This is a genomic window from Pseudomonas sp. A2 (assembly GCF_023100865.1).
GTDB classification, from domain to species: Bacteria; Pseudomonadota; Gammaproteobacteria; order Pseudomonadales; family Pseudomonadaceae; genus Aquipseudomonas; species Aquipseudomonas asiatica.
This window is the reverse complement of the sequence record NZ_CP039127.1, coordinates 5,200,715-5,220,059: the sequence shown is the minus strand read 5'-3', so window position 1 is coordinate 5,220,059 and position 19,345 is coordinate 5,200,715. Positions and strand designations below refer to the sequence as shown.

Below are 19,345 nucleotides of genomic sequence, written 5' to 3'. Positions count from 1 at the left end.
CGCGGTGGATGGCACCGGCTTTGCCGGTGTTCGCGGCTAAAGCCGCTCCTACAGGGATCGCGTCGGTTTTGGAAGCTATTCAAAGGTTGCGCGCACTGAAGGTATCGCAGCGGTTCACCTCACCCTCGGCAAACCCGGTCTTGAACCAGCGCACCCGTTGCGCTGAGGTGCCGTGGGTGAACGAGTCTGGTACCACGCGCCCGCGGCCTTGCTGCTGCAGGCGGTCATCGCCGATGGCATTGGCCGCGTTCAGGGCCTCTTCTACGTCGCCCGGCTCCAGCCAGTTCAGGCGCTTCTGCGCCTGGTAGGCCCATACACCGGCCAGGCAGTCGGCCTGCAGTTCCTGACGCACCAGCAGGCCATTGTCGCCTTCCATGCGCTGGCCGCTGCGGCGCGCGGCATCGACCTTGGCCGACACGCCCAGCAGGGTCTGCACGTGATGGCCGATTTCGTGGGCGATCACGTAGGCCTGGGCAAAGTCGCCGGCGGCGGCGAAGCGGGTTTCCATTTCGCGGAAGAACGACATGTCCAGGTAGACCCGCTGGTCTGCCGGGCAGTAGAACGGCCCCACCGCCGCCGAGGCAAAGCCACAGGCCGAATTGACCTGGCCGCTGAACAGCACCAGCTTGGGGTCGCGGTACTGCTTGCCGCCCTCGGCGAACAGGGCTTTCCAGGTGTCTTCGGTGTCGCCCAGGATCGAGGCGACGAACTCGGCCTGCTGGTCGTTGGCCGGCGGCGCCTTGCCGCCCGCGCTGCTGGGTGCCTGCTGTTGCTGCTCCATCTGGCCGGCGAGCTGACCAAGAATCTGCAATGGGTCCTGGCCGGTGAGCCAGCCGATACCGACAATCAGCAGCACCGCACCAAGCCCCAGCCCCTTGCCGCCGCCGAAACGCATGCCGCCGCCACCACCTTCGCCTCGGGCATCGACCACATTGTCGCTGCGTCGGCCTTTTCGCCAATCCATGAATGCTCTCCGAAGCGTGAAACAAGAAGACAAAGATTAGTCCACGACAGCGGCGAGTGTCAGGCCAAGGTGATTATGCATAACCAAATGGTTATGTTTGATGTGGCTGATTTCAATATTCATTGCGCGCTACCTGCCTGAAACTGCATGTGGGAGCGGGCTTGCCCGCGACAGGGTTTCAAATAATCCCCCCGCGCATTTCCATAATTCCAAGAGAGGAAACCGGCATGCCCGCCCAGGACAACAGCCGCTTCGTGATCCGTGATCGCAACTGGCACCCGAAAGCTCTTACGCCTGACTACAAGACGTCCATTGCCCGTTCTCCACGCCAGGCACTGGTCAGCATCCCGCAGTCGATCAGCGAAACCACCGGCCCGGACTTTTCCCACCTGGGCTTCGGCGCCCATGACCATGACCTGCTGCTGAACTTCAACAACGGCGGCTTGCCGATCGGCGAGCGCATCATAGTTGCCGGCCGTATCGTCGACCAGTACGGCAAGCCTGTGCCGAACACCCTGGTGGAAATGTGGCAAGCCAACGCCGGCGGCCGCTACCGTCACAAGAACGACCGCTACCTGGCGCCGCTGGACCCGAACTTCGGTGGCGTCGGCCGCTGCCTGACCGACCGTGATGGCTACTACAGCTTCCGCACCATCAAGCCGGGCCCGTACCCATGGCGCAACGGCCCGAACGACTGGCGCCCGGCGCACATCCACTTCGCCATCAGCGGCCCGTCGATCGCCACCAAGCTGATTACCCAGCTGTACTTCGAGGGTGACCCGCTGATCCCGATGTGCCCGATCGTCAAGTCGATCGCCAACCCGCAAGCCGTGCAGCAGTTGATCGCCAAGCTCGACATGAGCAACGCCAACCCGATGGACTGCCTGGCCTACCGCTTCGACATCGTGCTGCGCGGCCAGCGCAAGACCCACTTCGAAAACTGCTGAGGACCCCGCCATGCCAATCGAACTGCTGCCGGAAACCCCTTCGCAGACCGCCGGCCCCTACGTACACATCGGCCTGGCCCTGGAAGCGGCCGGCAACCCGACCCGCGACCAGGAAATCTGGAACCGCCTGGCCAAGCCGGACGCGCCGGGCGAGCACATCCTGCTGATCGGCCAGGTGTATGACGGTAACGGCCACCTGGTGCGCGATTCGTTCCTGGAAGTGTGGCAAGCCGATGCCAACGGCGAGTACCAGGATGCCTACAACCTGGAAAACGCCTTCAACAGCTTTGGTCGCACCGCCACCACTTTCGATGCCGGTGAGTGGACCCTGCACACGGTCAAGCCGGGTGCGGTGAACAACGCTGCGGGCGTGCCGATGGCGCCGCACATCAACATCAGCCTGTTTGCCCGGGGGATCAACATCCACCTGCACACGCGGCTGTATTTCGATGACGAGGCCGAGGCTAATGCCAAGTGCCCGGTGCTCAACCTGATCGAGCAGCCGCAGCGGCGCGAGACCCTGGTGGCCAAGCGTTGCGAGGTGGACGGGAAGACGGCGTATCGCTTCGATATCCGTATTCAGGGGGAAGGGGAGACGGTGTTCTTCGACTTCTGAGTCGGACCTCGGGGGCCGCTTTGCGGCCCATCGCGACACAAGGCCGCTCCTACAGGGAATCGCGTTCCTCCTGTAGGAGCGGCCTTGTGTCGCGATGGGCTGCAAAGCAGCCCCGGCGATCTGAAGGTCAGCGCCGAACCAGCAAAACCCCACTCTCCATATGGTGGGTATACGGGAACTGGTCAAACAACGCACACCGTTCGATGCGGTGCGTATCCTGCAACTGGGCAATGTTCGCCGCCAGCGTCTCCGGGTTGCACGAGATGTACAGGATCCGCTCGAAACGCCGGGTCAGCTCGCAGGTGTCCGGATCCATCCCCGCCCGTGGCGGGTCGACGAACACCGTACCGAACTCGTAGCTCTTGAGGTCGATGCCTTCCAGCCGGCGGAACGGCCGCACCTCATTCAGCGCCTGGGTCAGCTCTTCTGCCGACAGGCGCACCAGCCGCACGTTATCCACAGCGTTCTCGTCAAGGTTGCTCAGCGCGGCATTGACCGAGGTCTTGCTGATTTCGGTGGCCAGCACCTGGCGCACGCGGGTGGCCAGCGGCAGGGTGAAGTTGCCGTTGCCGCAGTACAGCTCCAGCAGGTCATCGTCGCGCTCGCCGATAGCCTCGAAGGCCCAGCTCAGCATCTTCTGGTTCACCGCGCCGTTGGGCTGGGTGAACGCGCCTTCCGGCTGGCGGTAGCTGAACACACGGCCAGCGACTTCGAGGTTTTCCACCGCGTAGTCACGGCCGATGACCAGGCGCTTGCCCTTGGAGCGGCCGATAATACTGACGCCCAGGTCTTCGGCCAGCTGCCGTGCGGCCGTTTCCCATGCCTCGTCCAGCGGGCGGTGGTAGCACAGGGTGACCATGGCATCGCCAGCCAGGGTGGTAAGGAACTCCACCTGGAACAGGCGGTTGCCCAATTCCTCGCTGGCCTGCCAGGCCGCCTTCAGGCGCGGCATCAGTGCATTGATGCGCTGGCTGGCGATAGGGAAGTCATCGATCAGGATCGCCTTGTGCTTCTCGCCCGGGGCGAACATGGCGTAGTGGCGCTGGCCATCCTCGCGCCACAGGCGGAATTCGGCGCGCAAGCGGTAATGCTCGCGCGGCGAGTCGAAAACAGCCGGCTCCGGCGCGCCGAACGGCGCCAGCAGCTCGCGCAGCCGGGCCACCTTGGCGTCCAGCTGGGTGGTGTAGGAGGAGGGGTCGAAAGCAGCACTCATGCGTTGAACCAGCCCAGCTTGATGACGAACAGGATGGAAAGGATCACCAGGGCCGGGTTCAGGTCGCGGTGGCGGCCGGAGATCAGCTTGACGGCGGTCCAGGAAATGAAGCCGAAGGCGATGCCGTTGGCGATCGAGTAGGTCAGCGGCATGGCCAGGGCGGTCACCACCACCGGTGCGGCTTCGGTGACGTCGTCCCAGTTTATTTCTGCCAGGCCCGAGGCCATCAGCACCGCGACGAACAGCAGCGCCGGGGCGGTGGCGAAGGCCGGCACGCTACCGGCCAGCGGGGCGAAGAACAGCGCCAGCAGGAACAGCACGGCGACCACGATGGCGGTCAGGCCGGTGCGGCCACCGGCGCTCACGCCCGCGGCGGATTCGATGTAGCTGGTAGTGGTCGAGGTGCCCAGCAGGGAACCGGCCATGGCGGCGGTACTGTCGGCGATCAGGGCACGGCCCATTTTCGGCATGTGGCCGTCCTTGCCCATCAGCCCGGCGCGCTTGGCCACACCGATCAGGGTGCCGGAGTTGTCGAACAGGTCGACGAACAGGAAGGCGAAGATCACGCTCACCAGGCCCACGTCCAGCGCGCCGGCGATGTCCAGTTGCAGGAAGGTCGGGGCCAGCGAAGGCGGCATGGAGACCACGCCGCCGAAGGGCGTCACGCCCATCAGGATCGAGGCGATGGTTACGGCGAGAATGCCGATCAGCACGGCGCCGCGCACTTTCAGCGACTCGAGGCCGACGATCAGGAAGAAGCCCAGGGTGGCGAGGATCGGTGCCGGCTGCTTGAGGTCGCCCAGGCCCACCAGGGTGGCTGGGTTATCGACGACGATGCCTGCGTTATGCAGGGCGATCAGCGCCAGGAACAGGCCGATACCTGCGGCAATGGCCGAACGCAGCGGCAGTGGGATGCTGTTCACGATCCATTCGCGGATGCGGAAGATCGACAGCAGGAAGAACATCACCGCCGACAGGAACACCGCACCCAGTGCCACCTGCCAGGTGTGGCCCATGTGCAGGACCACGGTGTAGGTGAAGAACGCGTTCAGGCCCATGCCCGGCGCCAGGGCGATCGGGTAGTTGGCGATCAGGCCCATGGTCACCGAGCCGATGGCCGCGGCCAGGCAGGTGGCGACGAAGATCGCGCCCTTGTCCATGCCGGTCTCGCCGAGGATGCTCGGGTTGACGAACAGGATGTAGGCCATGGCCAGGAAGGTGGTGACGCCCGCGAGAATCTCGGTGCGCACATTGGTGTTGTGTGCTTTTAGTTGAAACAGCCTTTCCAGCATGCCCGCTCCCCAAGGCGCCCCCGGCGCCATGAATATATCGACCCCATCAGCAAAGCACAGACCGTACCGGTTGCCGTGGTTTTGTGTGGGGCGGAAAAAAGCCGCGCATCATACCAGCATGCTCGGCGGGGGCCTATGGCCGTTGGGGAATGGTCATTTTTTCCCTGTGCCGGCCTCTTCGCGGGTGAACCCGCTCCCACAGGTACTCCACCAGGGCTGAAGGCGGCGCGGTCCTTGTGGGAGCGGGTTTACCCGCGAAAGGGCCGGTACAGGCTACAGATCAACCATTATGCAACCGGTCCCGCTTGGCCAGTGTCGGGAACAGCTTTATCCACACCCCGGTCACCACCAACGTACCCACCCCACCCAGCACCACAGCCGGCACTGTGCCAAACCAGTGCGCGGTCACCCCCGATTCGAACTCGCCGAGCTGATTCGAGGCACCAATGAACAAGCCGTTCACCGCGCTCACCCGCCCGCGCATTTCATCCGGCGTCTCCAACTGCACGAAAGCGCCGCGGATGACCATGCTGATCATGTCCGCCGCGCCCAGCACCACCAGCACTGCCAGCGAGAACCAGAACGAGGTCGACAGGCCGAAGGCAATGGTCGCCACGCCGAACACGCCCACTGCCGTGAACATGGTCCGCCCCACATTGCGCTCGAACGGGAAGCGCGCCAGCCACAGCGACATCAGCAACGCCCCCACCGCTGGCGCAGAGCGCAGCAGGCCGAGGCCCAGCGGGCCGGTCAGCAGGATGTCCTTGGCGAACACCGGCAGCAGCGCGGTGGCCCCACCCAGCAGTACGGCGAACAGGTCCAGCGAGATGGCGCCGAGGATGTCCGGCCGGCTGCGGATGAAGCGGATGCCGGCCAGCAACGATTCGATGCTGGCGCGCCCGCGCTGGGCCACCTGGCCGCGTGCCTGCAGGCTCAGGGTCAGCACGCAGGCGATGGCGTAAAGGGCCACGGTGGGGCCGTATACCCAGATGCTGCCGAAGGCATACAGGAAGCCACCTACCGCTGGCGCCACGATGGTTGCCGATTGGGTGGCCGATGCCGAAGCCGCCACCGCGCGTGGGAAGAGCCCGGCTGGTACCACGTTGGGCAGCAGCGCCTGGGTCGCCGGCATTTCGAACGAACGCGTGGCACCGAGCAGGAAGGCGAGGGCGAAGATCAGCTCGCGGGTGACGTTGTCGGTGGCACTGCCAAGCGCCAATGCCAGGGCTATCAGTCCCTGCAGGCTCTGGCACAGCGCAGCGACCTTGCGCCGGTCATAGCGGTCGGCGACATGCCCGGTATGCAGCATGAACAGCACCCGTGGGGCGAATTCGACCAGGCCGACCAAGCCCAGGTCCAGCACATTGCCGGTCAGCTGGTAGAGGTGCCAGCCGATTGCCACGGTGAGCATCTGGAAGCCGCTGGCGGTGAACACGCGGGCCAGCCAGAAGGCCAGGAAAGGGCGGTGGTGACGCAACAACTGCGGTTCGGAATCGGACATCGGAAACCAGGGGCCTCGGCGCAGTAGAGGGGGGCGCAGCGTATCATCTGTTTGTAACAAACGGTTACTGTTTGCTGGGGTCGGCACTTTTTCATGCGGCGTGGAAGGGGGTGGGGCAACCGGTCACGCGGCAATCAACCACACGGCCCGGCGCACCATTCAGGACTATGCTTCCTAGCAATCGTTGATCTGGGTCAATCGTTCCAGATGTAACGATCGGGCCCTTGGGCCGAAATCCCTGCGATCGAACAGAACAATTCCAACGCGCCGCACTCGACTACCGTGGGGGCAGTGGGCGACGGGGCCAGCGGCCCGGACGCCGGATTATCTGAAGAGGAAGCACCATGTTCGGAATAGAGGCCTTAGAGCTCGCCCGAATGCAGTTTGCCTTTACCGTGTCGTTCCATATCCTGTTCCCGGCCATCACCATTGGCCTGGCGAGCTACCTGGCAGTCCTCGAAGGCCTCTGGCTGCGGACCAACAACCAGGTCTACCGTGACCTCTATCACTTCTGGTCGAAAATCTTCGCCGTCAACTTCGGCATGGGGGTGGTCTCCGGCCTGGTCATGGCCTACCAGTTCGGTACCAACTGGAGTCGTTTCTCAGACTTCGCCGGCGCTATCACCGGCCCGCTGCTCACCTACGAGGTATTGACCGCGTTCTTCCTCGAGGCTGGCTTCCTCGGGGTCATGCTGTTTGGCTGGAACCGTGTCGGCCGTGGCCTGCACTTCTTCTCCACGGTGATGGTGGCGCTCGGCACCTTGGTCTCGACCTTCTGGATCCTCGCCTCCAACAGTTGGATGCAGACCCCGCAAGGTCACGAGATCATCGACGGCCGGGTTGTGCCGGTGGACTGGCTGGCAGTGGTATTCAACCCCTCGTTCCCCTACCGCCTGATGCACATGGCCACTGCCGCATTCGTTTCCACCGCGTTCTTCGTCGGTGCCTCGGCGGCCTGGCACCTGCTGCGCGGGCGTGACAACCCGGCCGTGCGCAAGATGCTGTCGATGGCCATGTGGATGGCGCTGATCGTCGCCCCGATCCAGGCGGTGATCGGTGACTTCCATGGCCTGAACACCCTCAAGCACCAGCCGGTGAAAATTGCCGCGATCGAAGGCCACTGGGAGAACGTGCCCGGCGAGCCGACCCCGCTGATCTTGTTCGGCATCCCCGACATGCAGGCCGAAACTACCCGCTTCAAGCTCGAGATCCCGGCACTCGGCAGCCTGATCCTGACCCACAGCCTGGACAAGCAGGTGCCGGCGATGAAGGAGTTTCCGCCCGAAGACCGGCCCAACTCGACCATCGTCTTCTGGTCGTTCCGGATCATGGTCGGGCTGGGTTTCCTGATGATCTTCGTCGGCCTGTGGAGCCTCTGGCTGCGCAAGCGCGGCACGCTCTACACCTCGCGGCCGTTCCTGTACCTGGCCCTGTGGATGGGCCCTTCCGGGCTGATCGCGCTGCTGGCCGGCTGGTTCACCACCGAAATCGGCCGCCAGCCCTGGGTGGTGTATGGCCTGATGCGCACGGCAGATGGTGTGTCCAACCACAGTTACGCCCAGCTCGGCTTCACCTTGGTGGCCTTCGTGGTGGTGTACTTCGCCCTGTTCGGCACCGGCCTTGGCTACATGATGCGCCTGGTGCGCAAAGGTCCGCGGACCGGTGAGGGTGACGAGCACAACCCTGGTGGCCCTGGCACCAAACGCACGCCGGCGCGACCGCTGTCCGCCGCCGATGATGGCCGAGAGGCCAACTCCGCCAGCCTGAGCAAGGGGAACTGAGCCATGGGTATCGACCTTCCGCTGATCTGGGCCGTGATCATCATCTTCGGCGTCATGATGTACGTGGTGATGGATGGTTTCGACCTGGGGATCGGCATGCTCTTCCCGTTCGTCAAGGGCGAGCATGACCGTGATGTGATGATGAACACCGTCGCCCCCGTTTGGGATGGTAACGAGACCTGGCTGGTGCTGGGCGGTGCCGGGCTGTTCGGGGCGTTCCCGATGGCTTACTCGGTAGTGCTGGAGGCCCTGTACCTGCCATTGATCCTGATGCTGATCGGTCTGATCTTCCGCGGCGTGGCCTTCGAGTTCCGCTTCAAGGCCAAGGCCGACAAGCGCCACATCTGGGACAAGGCGTTCATCTGGGGCTCGTTGATCGCCACCTTCTTCCAGGGCGTGGCGCTGGGTGCGTTCCTCGAAGGCTTCAAGGTGGTCGACCGGCATTTCGCCGGTGGCACCCTTGACTGGCTGACCCCGTTCAGCCTGTTCTGCGGCCTGGGGCTGATCGTTGCCTACACCCTGCTGGGCTGCACCTGGCTGATCATGAAGACCGAAGGGTCGCTGCAGCAGAAGATGCACGACATTGCCCGGCCGCTGGCGCTGGTGCTGCTGGTGGTGATCGGCATCGTCAGCCTGTGGACACCGATTGCCTACCCGCAGATTGCCGAGCGCTGGTTCAGCATGCCTAACCTGGTCTGGTTCATGCCGGTGCCGATCCTGGTGCTGGTAACCTTCTACGGGTTGCTCAAGGCGGTGGCGCGCAATGCGCACTACACGCCGTTTTTGCTGACGTTGGTGCTGATCTTCCTCGGCTACAGCGGCCTGGGCATCAGCCTGTGGCCGAACATCATCCCGCCGTCGATCTCGATCTGGGATGCCGCGGCGCCACCGCAGAGCCAGGGCTTCATGCTGGTGGGCACACTGTTCATCCTGCCGTTCATCCTCATGTATACCTTCTGGAGCTACTACGTGTTCCGCGGCAAGGTGACCCATGAAGACGGCTATCACTAGGAGGGCTGCATGATGACCGGCAAGCCTGGCTTGGAGGAGAAGAAACCCCTGTGGCAGCGGTTGGGCTGGCTGCTGCTGATCTGGGCGATGAGCGTGGCGGCCCTGGGCGTGGCGGCCTACGTGATGCGCCTGTTCATGGGGGCTGCGGGGCTGACCACCCATTGAGGTAAGCCTGTTCTGGCCCTATCGCCGGCAAGCCAGCTCCTACAGGTAAGTCACTGCCCTGAATGCAGTGGGGTACCTGTGGGAGCTGGCTTGCCGGCGATAGGGCCGGTACAGGCTTACTTGCGGGCCTTCAGGATAACGAACTTGGGCGTTGCCGCCACTTGCTCCACCCCCCGGAACAACCGCGCCAGCTTGCTGTGATAGCCCAGGTGCCGGTTACCCACGATATACAGCGCCCCACCCACCACCAACGCCTCACGCGCCTGCTGGAACATGCGCCAGGCGAGGAAATCGCCCACCACCTGCTGCTGGTGGAACGGCGGGTTGCACAGCACCACGTCCAGCGACTGCTTCTCTACCCCCGCCAACCCATCGGCTGCCTCGAACACCGCCGGGCGCTCGCCCAGCGCGGCCTGCCAGTTCTCCCGCGCCGATTGCACCGCCATGTACGACTCGTCGACCAGGGTGTATTGGGCATCCGGGTTGGCCAGGGCGCTGGCTATCGCCAGCACGCCGTTGCCGCAGCCCAGGTCCGCCACTCGCGCGCGGCCCAGTTCGCGGGGTAGGTGCGGCAGGAACGCCCGCGTGCCGATATCCAGCCCCTCCCGGCAAAACACGTTGGCGTGGTTGAGCAGCTCCAGCGCCGGCGCGTCGAGGCGGTAGCGGCTAGGGTAGGGCGAGCGGGCGACCGGCCGTTTGGCCACCGTCGCGGTCAGCAAGCGGGCCTTTTTCTGCGCCAGCGAGGCCTGCACCGGGCCGATGTACTTCTCCATCAGGTCTCCGGCCGCCCGTGGCAGGTGCTTTATCATCGCCCCGGCAATCACCTGCGCACCGGGTGCCAGGTGGCCCTGCAGGCGGATCAGCTGTTCTTCGAGCAGGGCCAGGGTCTTGGGCACGCGCACCAGTACCCGGTCGAACGGGCCTTGCCAATGTTCGCTGGCCGGCACGAACGGCACGCTGTCGAACGGCAGGCCATTGCGTGCCAGGTTCTTTTCCAGGGCCAGGTGCGCCAGGTGCGAATCGCCACTGCTGACCACCTGCAGCTTGCCTGCCAGGCTGGCGGCCAGGGCGCCGAAGCTGTCATTGAGCACCAGCACCCGGCAGTTGGCCTCGGGTGCCTGCTCGTGCAGCTGCGCAAGCAGGTACTCGTCGGCGGCATCGAAAGCCTGCAGCGGGTCGTTGGCCTGTTCCGGCTGGCGGATCAGGTCGAGTTCGGCGTATGGGGTGGTCAACAGGGGCATGGCGTCTGGCTCGGGTATGAAACTGCCCGTTGCGGTTCGCCCCGGGCTTTGCCGGGCGATTCTACAGGGCTTTGCCCAAGGTCGCAGGTTTCGAGCTCAGAGCCAGCCACGCAGGGCGGCGATGGCGATGGCGCCGGCCTTGTTGGCGGCGTTGGTCTTGGTGATAACGCTACGAATATGGAAGTTCACCGTGCTTTGCGACAGTGAAAGGATGCAGGCAACGTCTGCGGCGGTCTTGCCGGCGGCGGACCATTTCAGCACTTCCAGCTCCCGCTCGCTCATTTTCGGCTGTGGCGGGCACAGTGCTTTGAGGTGATGTTCGCCAAGCACCGCATGCAGCGTATGGCACAGCCACTGCACATTGCCGGCCTTGCTGTAGAGTTCGACCGTATCGATGGCCCCGGCGGGCCTGGCCACACTGATCTGGCTTTCGTTGTGCCGCTGGTCGTGCAATGACTGTGTCCAACCATAGCGCAGACCGCTCCGGCAGGCCGCTTCACGAAACTGCGGAGCCTCGTGATACAGGTCATCAGTCCACAGCACCGGCATGGTCGAGCTGTGGCTCACATTGGCGGCCGCGTCCTGCTTGTAGAACTCATCGCGCTGGTAGCGCTCGATCCATTCGCGGGGGTAATTGCTGTACAGGAACAGGTGGGGTGTTTGCGTCGCGATCTGGATGCGAATGTTCAGTCCCAGGTACTCCATGTCCAGGTCCTGCGCCAGATGCACGGCGATGTCGAACAACTTCTTTGGACAGCGTTCGTCGATGAACAAATGAAGATGCTCGGGTTTCCAGTTAAGCATCTGAAATACTCCTTGCCTCAGGATCCAGTCCGTTTGGGTACCCGCATGATTGTAGGAAAGGACCTACCGATTCGCTGAGAATTTTTTGTTATAGCAGTCAGGATTTGCTGCGAGTAAGACAGGATCGTCGCAGATGAGGCCCTACAAAGCAGTGGTTTTTATCCGCGTCACTTTGCGCGACACTGTGCGCACGCCAAACCTGGAGCCCGATATGACCGCTAGCGCTGAAAAGTTCACCCGCCAGACCCTGCTCGATGTTCAGCCACTCACGCCGAACCTCTTCAGCCTGCGGGTTACGCGCGATGCGGGGTTCCGCTTCCGTTCCGGCCAGTTTGCCCGTCTTGGCGTGACCAAGGCCGATGGCAGTGTGGTGTGGCGCGCCTATTCCATGGTCAGCGCGCCCCATGACGAGCACCTCGATTTTTTCTCCATCGTGGTGCCAGGCGGGGAGTTCACCAGCGAACTGAGCCGGCTGGGGGCAGGCGATACCTTGCTGATCGATCGCCAGGCCTTCGGCTTCCTTACCCTCGACCGCTTCGTTGGTGGCCGTGACCTGTGGTTGCTGGCGACCGGTACTGGCATTGCGCCGTTCATGTCGATCCTGCAGGACTTCGAGGCCTGGGAGCGTTTCGACAACATCAAGCTTGTGTACTCGGTGCGCGAAGCGAAAGAGCTGGCCTATGTGGACGACATTGCCGGGCTGGAGCAGCGCGATTACCTGGCTGAATTCGCCGGCAAGTTGCAGTTCATTCCGGTGGTGACCCGTGAACAGCACCCAGGGGCGTTGAACCAGCGGATTACCACGCTGATCGAGAATGGCGAGCTTGAGAAGGCGGCGGGGCTGGAACTGTCGCCGGAACATTCGCGGGTGATGCTGTGTGGCAACCCGGAGATGATTGATGAGACGCGCAAGGTACTGAAGGCGCGCGACCTGCAATTGAGCCTGAGCAAGCGGCCGGGGCAGGTGGCGGTAGAGAATTACTGGTAAGGCTAATGGGGCCGCAAAGCGGCCCCCCGCAAATTCAAGGCAAGCGGTTCTGGTTCTGCGCCTTGAGCAGGTCGCGAATCTCGGTCAGCAAGGTCTCTTCTGCAGTCGGTACAGGCGGTGTAGTCGGCGCCACCGCCTCTTCACGCTTGAGCTGGTTGATCGCCTTGACTCCCATGAAGATGGCAAAGGCCACGATGACGAAGTCGATCACGGTCTGGATGAACTTGCCATACGCCAGCACCACCGCCGGAACGTCACCTTCGGCAGCCTTCAGGGTAATTGCCAGGTCGCTGAAGTCCACACCACCGATCAACAGGCCCAGTGGCGGCATGACCACGTCACCGACGAAAGACGAGACGATCTTGCCGAAGGCCGCGCCGATGATGATACCAACCGCCATGTCGACGACATTGCCTTTGACCGCGAAGGCCTTGAACTCACTGATCATGCCCATGTTTGGTTCCTTGTAACAAAAGGTGAGGTTTACGCAGTGTAAGCCACTTAAACGCTTCATGCGTTGTGTTCAGGGCCACAGACCGCTGTTAGAACGAATAGTTTTGTCGCATCCCGAGGCGTTCGAGGCACGTCCAGCTCGGCTATCATGGCGGTTTTTTCCAGGAGACCCCAGCCATGGCCAAGGCCAAGCGCTTGTATGGCTGCACCGAGTGCGGTGCGACCTTCCCCAAATGGGCCGGCCAGTGTGGCGAATGCGGGGCCTGGAACACCCTGGTCGAGACCATGATCGAAAGCGGTGGTGCCGCTGCGCCCAGTAGCGGCCGTGCTGGCTGGACCGGGCAGCAGGCGCAGATCAAGACCCTGGCCGAAGTCAGCGTCGAGGAGATCCCGCGCTTCACCACCAGCAGCACCGAACTGGACCGCGTGCTGGGCGGTGGCCTGGTGGATGGCTCGGTGGTGTTGATCGGTGGTGACCCCGGCATCGGCAAATCGACCATCCTGCTGCAGACCTTGTGCAACATTGCCGTGGGCATGCCGGCGCTGTATGTCACCGGCGAGGAGTCGCAGCAGCAGGTGGCCATGCGCTCCCGGCGCCTGGGCCTGCCCCAGGATCAGCTCAAGGTGATGACCGAAACCTGTATCGAGACCATCATCGCCACGGCTCGCGTCGAAAAACCGCGGGTCATGGTGATCGACTCGATCCAGACCATTTTCACCGAGCAGCTGCAATCGGCACCCGGCGGAGTGGCCCAGGTGCGCGAAAGTACGGCATTGCTGGTGCGCTACGCCAAGCAGAGCGGCACGGCGATCTTCCTGGTCGGCCACGTGACCAAGGAAGGCTCGCTGGCCGGCCCGCGGGTACTCGAGCACATGGTGGACACCGTGCTGTATTTCGAAGGCGAGTCCGATGGCCGCCTGCGCCTGCTGCGGGCAGTCAAGAACCGCTTTGGCGCGGTCAACGAGCTGGGTGTGTTCGGCATGACCGACCGGGGCCTGAAGGAAGTGTCCAACCCCTCGGCGATCTTCCTCAACCGCACCCAGGAGGAAGTACCGGGCAGCGTGGTGATGGCCACCTGGGAAGGCACCCGGCCAATGCTGGTGGAGGTGCAGGCACTGGTCGACGACAGCCACCTGGCCAACCCGCGCCGCGTGACCTTGGGCCTTGACCAGAACCGCCTGGCCATGTTGCTGGCGGTGCTGCACCGCCACGGCGGTATTCCCACCCATGACCAGGACGTGTTCCTCAACGTGGTGGGCGGGGTGAAGGTGCTGGAAACCGCTTCTGACCTGGCGTTGCTGGCGGCGGTGATGTCCAGCCTGCGCAACCGGCCCCTGGCGCATGGCCTGCTGGTGTTTGGCGAGATCGGCCTGTCTGGCGAGGTACGGCCGGTGCCCAGTGGTCAGGAGCGTTTGAAGGAGGCCGCCAAGCATGGTTTCAAGCGGGCCATCGTGCCCAAGGGCAATGCGCCGAAAGAGGCTCCGGCCGGGTTGCAGGTGATTGCCGTTACCCGGCTGGAGCAGGCTCTGGATGCGTTGTTCGAATAATTCGTGGCCCGTACTGGCCTCTTCGCGGGTAAACCCGCTCCCACAGGTACCGCATCAGCTTCAGGATTGCGCAAACCCTGTGGGAGCGGGTTTACCCGCGAAAGGGCCGGCACAGGCAAAACGAAAAAGGGGCCGACGATGCGCATCGGCCCCCCACCTCACCGCTCAGTCAGCGGTCAATGCTCGGCAACCGCACTGCGCCTGACCGTTTCATTGCCATGCTCGTCCAGTTCCAGCATCGGCACCTCATTACCCTCGGCATCGAACAGCTTGCCATCCTTGAAGTAGTCGCCATCACGCAGCGCTGAAATGTCCGAGTACTGGATGGTGCGCTCGTACGCGGCGGCAAACACCGACTGCTGGTCCGAGTTGCCGGCGGTGAAGTGGTTGAAGATCAGGTTCAGCAGGATGGCCATGATCGCCGCCGAGCTGATGCCCGAGTGGAAGATGGTCTCGAACCAGTTCGGGAAGTGGTGGTAGAAGGTCGGTGCGGCAATCGGGATCATGCCGAAGCCCAGCGAGGCAGCGACGATGATCAGGTTGACGTTGTTCTTGTAGCTGACCTTGGACAAGGTGCGGATACCGCTGGCAGCCACGGTGCCGAACAGCACGATGCCCGCGCCACCCAGTACCGGAGTAGGGACTGCGGCAATCACCCGGCCCATGATCGGCAGCAGGCCGAGCACCACCAGGATCAAGCCACCGGTGGCCACCACGTAGCGGCTCTTGACCCCGGTCACGGCTACCAGGCCGACGTTCTGGGCGAACGCGCTCTGGGTGAACGAGCCGAAGATTGGCGCCAGGATGCTCGATGCCATGTCGGCGCGCAGGCCATTGCCCAGGCGTTTGGAGTCGACCTTGGTGTCGATGATCTCACCCACGGCGAGGATGTCGGCCGAGGTTTCCACCAAGGTCACCATGATCACGATGCACATCGACAGGATCGCGGCGATGTGGAATTCCGGCATGCCGAAATGGAACGGCGTGGGGAAGGCGAACATCGGGCCCTCGGTCACTTTGCTGAAGTCGGCCATGCCCAGCGCCCAGGCGATCAGGGTGCCGACCACCATGGCCAGCAGGATCGACAGGCGTGAAATCGCCGCGCTGCCCAGTTTGCTCAGCAGCAGCACGATGGCGAAGGTCAGGGCCGCCAGGCCGATGTTGGCCACGCTGCCGAATTCCGGCGAGGCGCTGTTGCCACCCATCACCCAGCGAGCGGCCACGGGCATCAGGGTCAGGCCGATGGTGGTGATGACGATGCCGGTCACCAGCGGCGGGAAGAACTTGGTGATGCGCGAGAACACCGGGGTGATCAGAAAGCCGATCAGCGATGCTGCCATGACCGCACCGAGCACGCCCGGCAGGCCACCGCCGCCCTCGCTGCTGAGGATTGCACCCATGGTTGCCACACCGGCGAACGAAACGCCCTGCACCAGCGGCAACTGGCAGCCGAAGAACGGCAGACCGAGGGTTTGCAGCAGGGTGGCCAGGCCACCGGCAAACAACGAAGCGGCGATCAGCATGCCGATTTCGGCACCGTTCAGGCCCGCGGCCTGCCCCAGGATCAGGGGTACCGCGACGATCCCCCCGTACATGGTCAGCACATGCTGCAGACCATAGGCCAGGTTGGCACCAAGGCCGAGGTTTTCATCCTCGGGGCGCTTGGCGGGAGACGTGCTAGGGGACGTAGTCATGGAGCAGGCTCTCTGTTTATTGTTGTGGTGCTACTGTAGACACTTCCTACAAATGATTGCCACAAGAATTGTATACAATATTTTGATTGGAGCGCGCACAAGAGCGCCCGCAAGGTGTGCGAGAGCTCAATGCAGAAGGCGTACCAACTTGTCAGAGGCTGTACTAGAGGGGTGTGTACAAAGCGCTGCTACCCAGGCTTAAAGCTGTCTGAGTAGACAGGAAACAAAAGGTGGGGAAGCTATTAGCTAGCTAAGAGATTTCATTATTCGATCAGTTCGCGCAGCTCACGCATCATTTCGGTGCTGTCGGCCACGTTCAATTCCACAAGACGGTGTAGATGGCTCATCGAATCGAGGTCGATGTACAAGCAGATGAAACCCAGGCGGTCTGGTTCCTCATGGCGCAGTTCAACCTGCATCTGCACGCGTGCATCGGGGCCCAGGTGAATGATGGCATCGAAGTCCTGGGTCAGGTCGACATCCCAATTGGCCGGTCGTTCGATCAGCAAACCCTTGAGTGAAAGGTCCAGCAGCTTCGCAGGCCAGCGTCGCAGGCCCTGGCGCAGCTCGGTGGGGGCGTCGAAATCGATGCGCTGGAAACGGCGGCGTTCGTCGTGGTCGCTCATGGGTTAGATCCTCGCATAGGTCCTCAGGTGACATCCTGACTATAGTTAGAGTGGTATGTACATCAGGTACCGCAATCTGGCCGCAGAGGCTCTAGACCAAAGCAAGTGTGGCAATGCGCGATGACTCGCCCTAGACTCGATGGGCGGTCTTTTCCAATCCACCAGCTGGAAGCAAACCATGAACAACAATAATAGCCTGCTACGCCACATTCCGTGGCTGGCGCTGGCAGTCATAGGAGCCTGTGCGCTGGGTGTGGTTGCCCTGCGTCGCGGCGAGGCGATCAATGCCTTGTGGATCGTGGTCGCGGCAGTGGCCATCTACCTGGTCGCCTATCGCTACTACAGCCTGTTCATCGCCACCAAGGTGATGCAGCTCGACCCACGCCGTGCCACCCCGGCGGTGCTCAACAACGACGGCCTGGACTACGTCCCGACCAACAAACACATCCTCTTCGGTCACCACTTCGCCGCCATCGCTGGTGCAGGGCCCTTGGTCGGCCCGGTACTTGCCGCGCAGATGGGCTACCTGCCCGGTACGCTGTGGCTGATCGCCGGCGTGGTGCTGGCCGGTGCGGTGCAGGACTTCATGGTTCTGTTCCTGTCCACCCGCCGCAACGGCCGCTCGCTGGGCGACATGGTGCGCGAGGAGATGGGCCGCATTCCAGGCACCATCGCGCTGTTCGGTTGCTTCCTGATCATGATCATCATCCTTGCGGTGCTGGCATTGATCGTGGTCAAGGCCCTGGCCGAAAGCCCTTGGGGCATGTTCACGGTGATGGCGACCATCCCGATCGCGATGTTCATGGGCATCTACATGCGCTACATCCGTCCGGGCCATATCGGTGAGATATCGGTCATCGGCGTGGTGCTGCTGCTGGCTTCGATCTGGCTGGGGGGCCAGATTGCCGCAGACCCGACCTGGGGCCCGGCGTTCACCTTCACCGGCGTGCAGATCACCTGGATGCTGGTGGGCTATGGCTTTGTCGCCGCGGTACTGCCGGTATGGCTGGTACTGGCGCCACGTGACTACCTGTCGACCTTCCTCAAGATCGGCACCATCGTCGGCCTGGCCATCGGTATCCTGATCATCGCGCCCGAACTGAAGATGCCGGCGCTGACCCAGTTCACCGACGGCACTGGCCCGGTGTGGAAGGGCACCCTGTTCCCGTTCCTGTTCATCACCATTGCCTGTGGCGCGGTGTCCGGCTTCCACGCGCTGATCTCCTCGGGGACCACGCCGAAGCTGCTGGACAACGAAACCAACGCTCGCTACATCGGCTACGGCGGCATGCTGATGGAATCGTTCGTTGCCATCATGGCCATGGTCGCCGCCTCGGTGATCGAACCAGGCGTGTACTTCGCCATGAACAGCCCGGCCGCGGTGGTCGGTGCCGATGTGGCGTCGGTGGCGCAGACGGTCAGCAGCTGGGGCTTCCTGATCACCCCTGAGCAACTCGAGGCCACTGCCCGCGACATTGGCGAGCACACCGTGCTGGCCCGTGCCGGTGGTGCGCCGACCCTGGCTGTGGGAATCGCGCAGATCCTGCACCAGGTGCTGCCGGGTGAAAACACCATGGCGTTCTGGTACCACTTCGCGATCCTGTTCGAGGCGCTGTTCATCCTCACCGCAGTGGACGCCGGCACCCGTGCCGGGCGCTTCATGCTGCAGGACCTGCTGGGCAGCTTCGTGCCGGCGCTCAAGCGCACCGAATCGTGGACTGCCAACCTGATCGGTACTGCCGGCTGCGTGGCCCTGTGGGGCTACCTGCTGTACCAGGGCGTGATCGACCCGCTGGGTGGCATCAACACCCTGTGGCCGCTGTTCGGTATCTCCAACCAGATGCTGGCGGGTATCGCCCTGATGCTCGGCACCGTGGTGCTGATCAAGATGAAGCGTCAGCGCTACGTCTGGGTCACCCTGCTGCCGGCCGTGTGGCTGCTGATCTGCACCACCACCGCCGGCCTGATCAAGCTGTTCGACCCGAACCCGGCAGTGGGCTTCCTGGCCCTGGCCAAGAAGTACAGCACCGCACTGGACGCCGGCCAGGTACTGGCCCCGGCCAAGGACATCGGGCAGATGCAGCACGTGATCTTCAATGCCTACACCAATGCCGGCCTGACCGTGCTGTTCCTGGTGGTGGTGTTCAGCGTGCTGTTCTTCGCTGTAAAGGTCGGCTTCGCCGCCCTCGGCCGCAAAGAGCGCACCGACAAGGAAACCCCGTTCCAGGCCCTGCCTGACGCTTGAGAGGACTGCTGCGATGTTCAACGACCTGGGTCGACTGGGTAAATACCTGGGGCAGGCAGCCCGCCTGATGGTCGGCATGCCCGACTACGACAACTACGTCGAGCACATGCAGACCAAGCACCCGGACAAGCCGGTCATGACGTACGAGGAGTTCTTCCGCGAACGCCAGGAAGCGCGTTACGGCGGCAAGTCCGGGCCCAAGTGCTGTTGAGCCTCAAGCGTTAACCTGTCCCGGCCTCATCGCCGGCAAGCCGGC

At 63.2% G+C, this 19,345-nt stretch carries 18 protein-coding genes; 9 read left to right on the top strand and 9 right to left on the bottom strand.

Features of this window, described 5'->3' with window-relative positions; translation table 11 throughout:
- Positions 1 to 79: 79 nt before the first annotated feature.
- Positions 80 to 964, bottom strand: coding sequence for a neutral zinc metallopeptidase (locus E5221_RS24195; RefSeq protein ID WP_013974226.1), 885 nt, complete (start codon positions 962 to 964; stop codon positions 80 to 82).
- A 227-nt stretch (positions 965 to 1,191) separates the two neighbouring features.
- Here E5221_RS24195 and pcaH point away from each other — a divergent pair, with 227 nt between their 5' ends.
- A complete protein-coding gene (pcaH, locus tag E5221_RS24190) occupies positions 1,192 to 1,911 on the top strand; it encodes a protocatechuate 3,4-dioxygenase subunit beta (RefSeq protein WP_024087742.1) in 720 nt (239 codons plus the stop codon).
- Between the two features lie 10 nt (positions 1,912 to 1,921).
- Positions 1,922 to 2,527, top strand: coding sequence for a protocatechuate 3,4-dioxygenase subunit alpha (gene pcaG / locus E5221_RS24185; protein ID WP_013974224.1), 606 nt, complete (start codon positions 1,922 to 1,924; stop codon positions 2,525 to 2,527).
- A gap of 127 nt (positions 2,528 to 2,654) precedes the next feature.
- Here pcaG and trmA read toward each other — a convergent pair whose 3' ends face one another.
- From trmA to E5221_RS24170, 3 genes are all read right to left on the bottom strand, one after another.
- Entirely contained in the window at positions 2,655 to 3,740 is a 1,086-nt protein-coding gene (gene trmA / locus E5221_RS24180; RefSeq protein WP_061552488.1) for a tRNA (uridine(54)-C5)-methyltransferase TrmA, read from the bottom strand.
- Positions 3,737 to 5,032, bottom strand: coding sequence for an NCS2 family permease (locus tag E5221_RS24175; protein ID WP_015271803.1), 1,296 nt, complete (start codon positions 5,030 to 5,032; stop codon positions 3,737 to 3,739). Before E5221_RS24175 ends, trmA begins: the two co-directional genes overlap by 4 nt.
- A 280-nt stretch (positions 5,033 to 5,312) precedes the next feature.
- On the bottom strand, positions 5,313 to 6,533 hold the full coding sequence (locus E5221_RS24170) for an MFS transporter (RefSeq protein ID WP_013974221.1): 1,221 nt from the start codon (positions 6,531 to 6,533) through the stop codon (positions 5,313 to 5,315).
- Positions 6,534 to 6,877: 344 nt separating this feature from the next.
- Between E5221_RS24170 and E5221_RS24165 the strand changes: the two genes are divergently transcribed.
- From E5221_RS24165 to E5221_RS24155, 3 genes are read left to right on the top strand one after another with little or no spacing between them, the layout of a single operon-like run.
- Positions 6,878 to 8,314 carry a cytochrome ubiquinol oxidase subunit I gene (locus E5221_RS24165; RefSeq protein ID WP_023662143.1) on the top strand — a complete coding sequence of 479 codons (1,437 nt, stop codon included), beginning with the start codon at positions 6,878 to 6,880 and terminating at the stop codon, positions 8,312 to 8,314.
- Between the two features lie 3 nt (positions 8,315 to 8,317).
- On the top strand, positions 8,318 to 9,325 hold the full coding sequence (gene cydB / locus E5221_RS24160) for a cytochrome d ubiquinol oxidase subunit II (protein WP_013974219.1): 1,008 nt from the start codon (positions 8,318 to 8,320) through the stop codon (positions 9,323 to 9,325).
- A gap of 9 nt (positions 9,326 to 9,334) precedes the next feature.
- Entirely contained in the window at positions 9,335 to 9,490 is a 156-nt protein-coding gene (locus tag E5221_RS24155) for a DUF2474 domain-containing protein (protein ID WP_013974218.1), read from the top strand.
- 116 nt (positions 9,491 to 9,606) lie between these two features.
- On the opposite strand, the gene E5221_RS24150 is transcribed toward E5221_RS24155, so the two are convergent.
- Positions 9,607 to 10,731 carry a methyltransferase gene (locus tag E5221_RS24150; protein WP_247846557.1) on the bottom strand — a complete coding sequence of 375 codons (1,125 nt, stop codon included), beginning with the start codon at positions 10,729 to 10,731 and terminating at the stop codon, positions 9,607 to 9,609.
- A gap of 96 nt (positions 10,732 to 10,827) precedes the next feature.
- On the bottom strand, positions 10,828 to 11,535 hold the full coding sequence (locus tag E5221_RS24145; RefSeq protein ID WP_039613046.1) for an autoinducer binding domain-containing protein: 708 nt from the start codon (positions 11,533 to 11,535) through the stop codon (positions 10,828 to 10,830).
- Between the two features lie 211 nt (positions 11,536 to 11,746).
- Here E5221_RS24145 and E5221_RS24140 point away from each other — a divergent pair, with 211 nt between their 5' ends.
- On the top strand, positions 11,747 to 12,523 hold the full coding sequence (locus E5221_RS24140) for a ferredoxin--NADP reductase (RefSeq protein ID WP_023661108.1): 777 nt from the start codon (positions 11,747 to 11,749) through the stop codon (positions 12,521 to 12,523).
- A 34-nt stretch (positions 12,524 to 12,557) separates the two neighbouring features.
- On the opposite strand, the gene mscL is transcribed toward E5221_RS24140, so the two are convergent.
- Positions 12,558 to 12,977, bottom strand: a complete 420-nt coding sequence (gene mscL, locus E5221_RS24135) for a large-conductance mechanosensitive channel protein MscL (protein WP_003258332.1) — start codon at positions 12,975 to 12,977, stop codon at positions 12,558 to 12,560.
- Positions 12,978 to 13,153: 176 nt separating this feature from the next.
- Between mscL and radA the strand changes: the two genes are divergently transcribed.
- On the top strand, positions 13,154 to 14,524 hold the full coding sequence (gene radA / locus E5221_RS24130; RefSeq protein WP_003251626.1) for a DNA repair protein RadA: 1,371 nt from the start codon (positions 13,154 to 13,156) through the stop codon (positions 14,522 to 14,524).
- Between the two features lie 176 nt (positions 14,525 to 14,700).
- Here radA and E5221_RS24125 read toward each other — a convergent pair whose 3' ends face one another.
- Both E5221_RS24125 and E5221_RS24120 read right to left on the bottom strand, forming a co-directional pair.
- Positions 14,701 to 16,218, bottom strand: a complete 1,518-nt coding sequence (locus E5221_RS24125) for a nucleobase:cation symporter-2 family protein (protein ID WP_013974213.1) — start codon at positions 16,216 to 16,218, stop codon at positions 14,701 to 14,703.
- Between the two features lie 263 nt (positions 16,219 to 16,481).
- A complete protein-coding gene (locus tag E5221_RS24120) occupies positions 16,482 to 16,844 on the bottom strand; it encodes a PilZ domain-containing protein (RefSeq protein ID WP_013974212.1) in 363 nt (120 codons plus the stop codon).
- A 178-nt stretch (positions 16,845 to 17,022) separates the two neighbouring features.
- Here E5221_RS24120 and E5221_RS24115 point away from each other — a divergent pair, with 178 nt between their 5' ends.
- Positions 17,023 to 19,089, top strand: coding sequence for a carbon starvation CstA family protein (locus tag E5221_RS24115; protein ID WP_024087740.1), 2,067 nt, complete (start codon positions 17,023 to 17,025; stop codon positions 19,087 to 19,089).
- A gap of 13 nt (positions 19,090 to 19,102) precedes the next feature.
- Entirely contained in the window at positions 19,103 to 19,300 is a 198-nt protein-coding gene (locus E5221_RS24110; RefSeq protein WP_013974210.1) for a YbdD/YjiX family protein, read from the top strand.
- Positions 19,301 to 19,345: the final 45 nt, after the last annotated feature.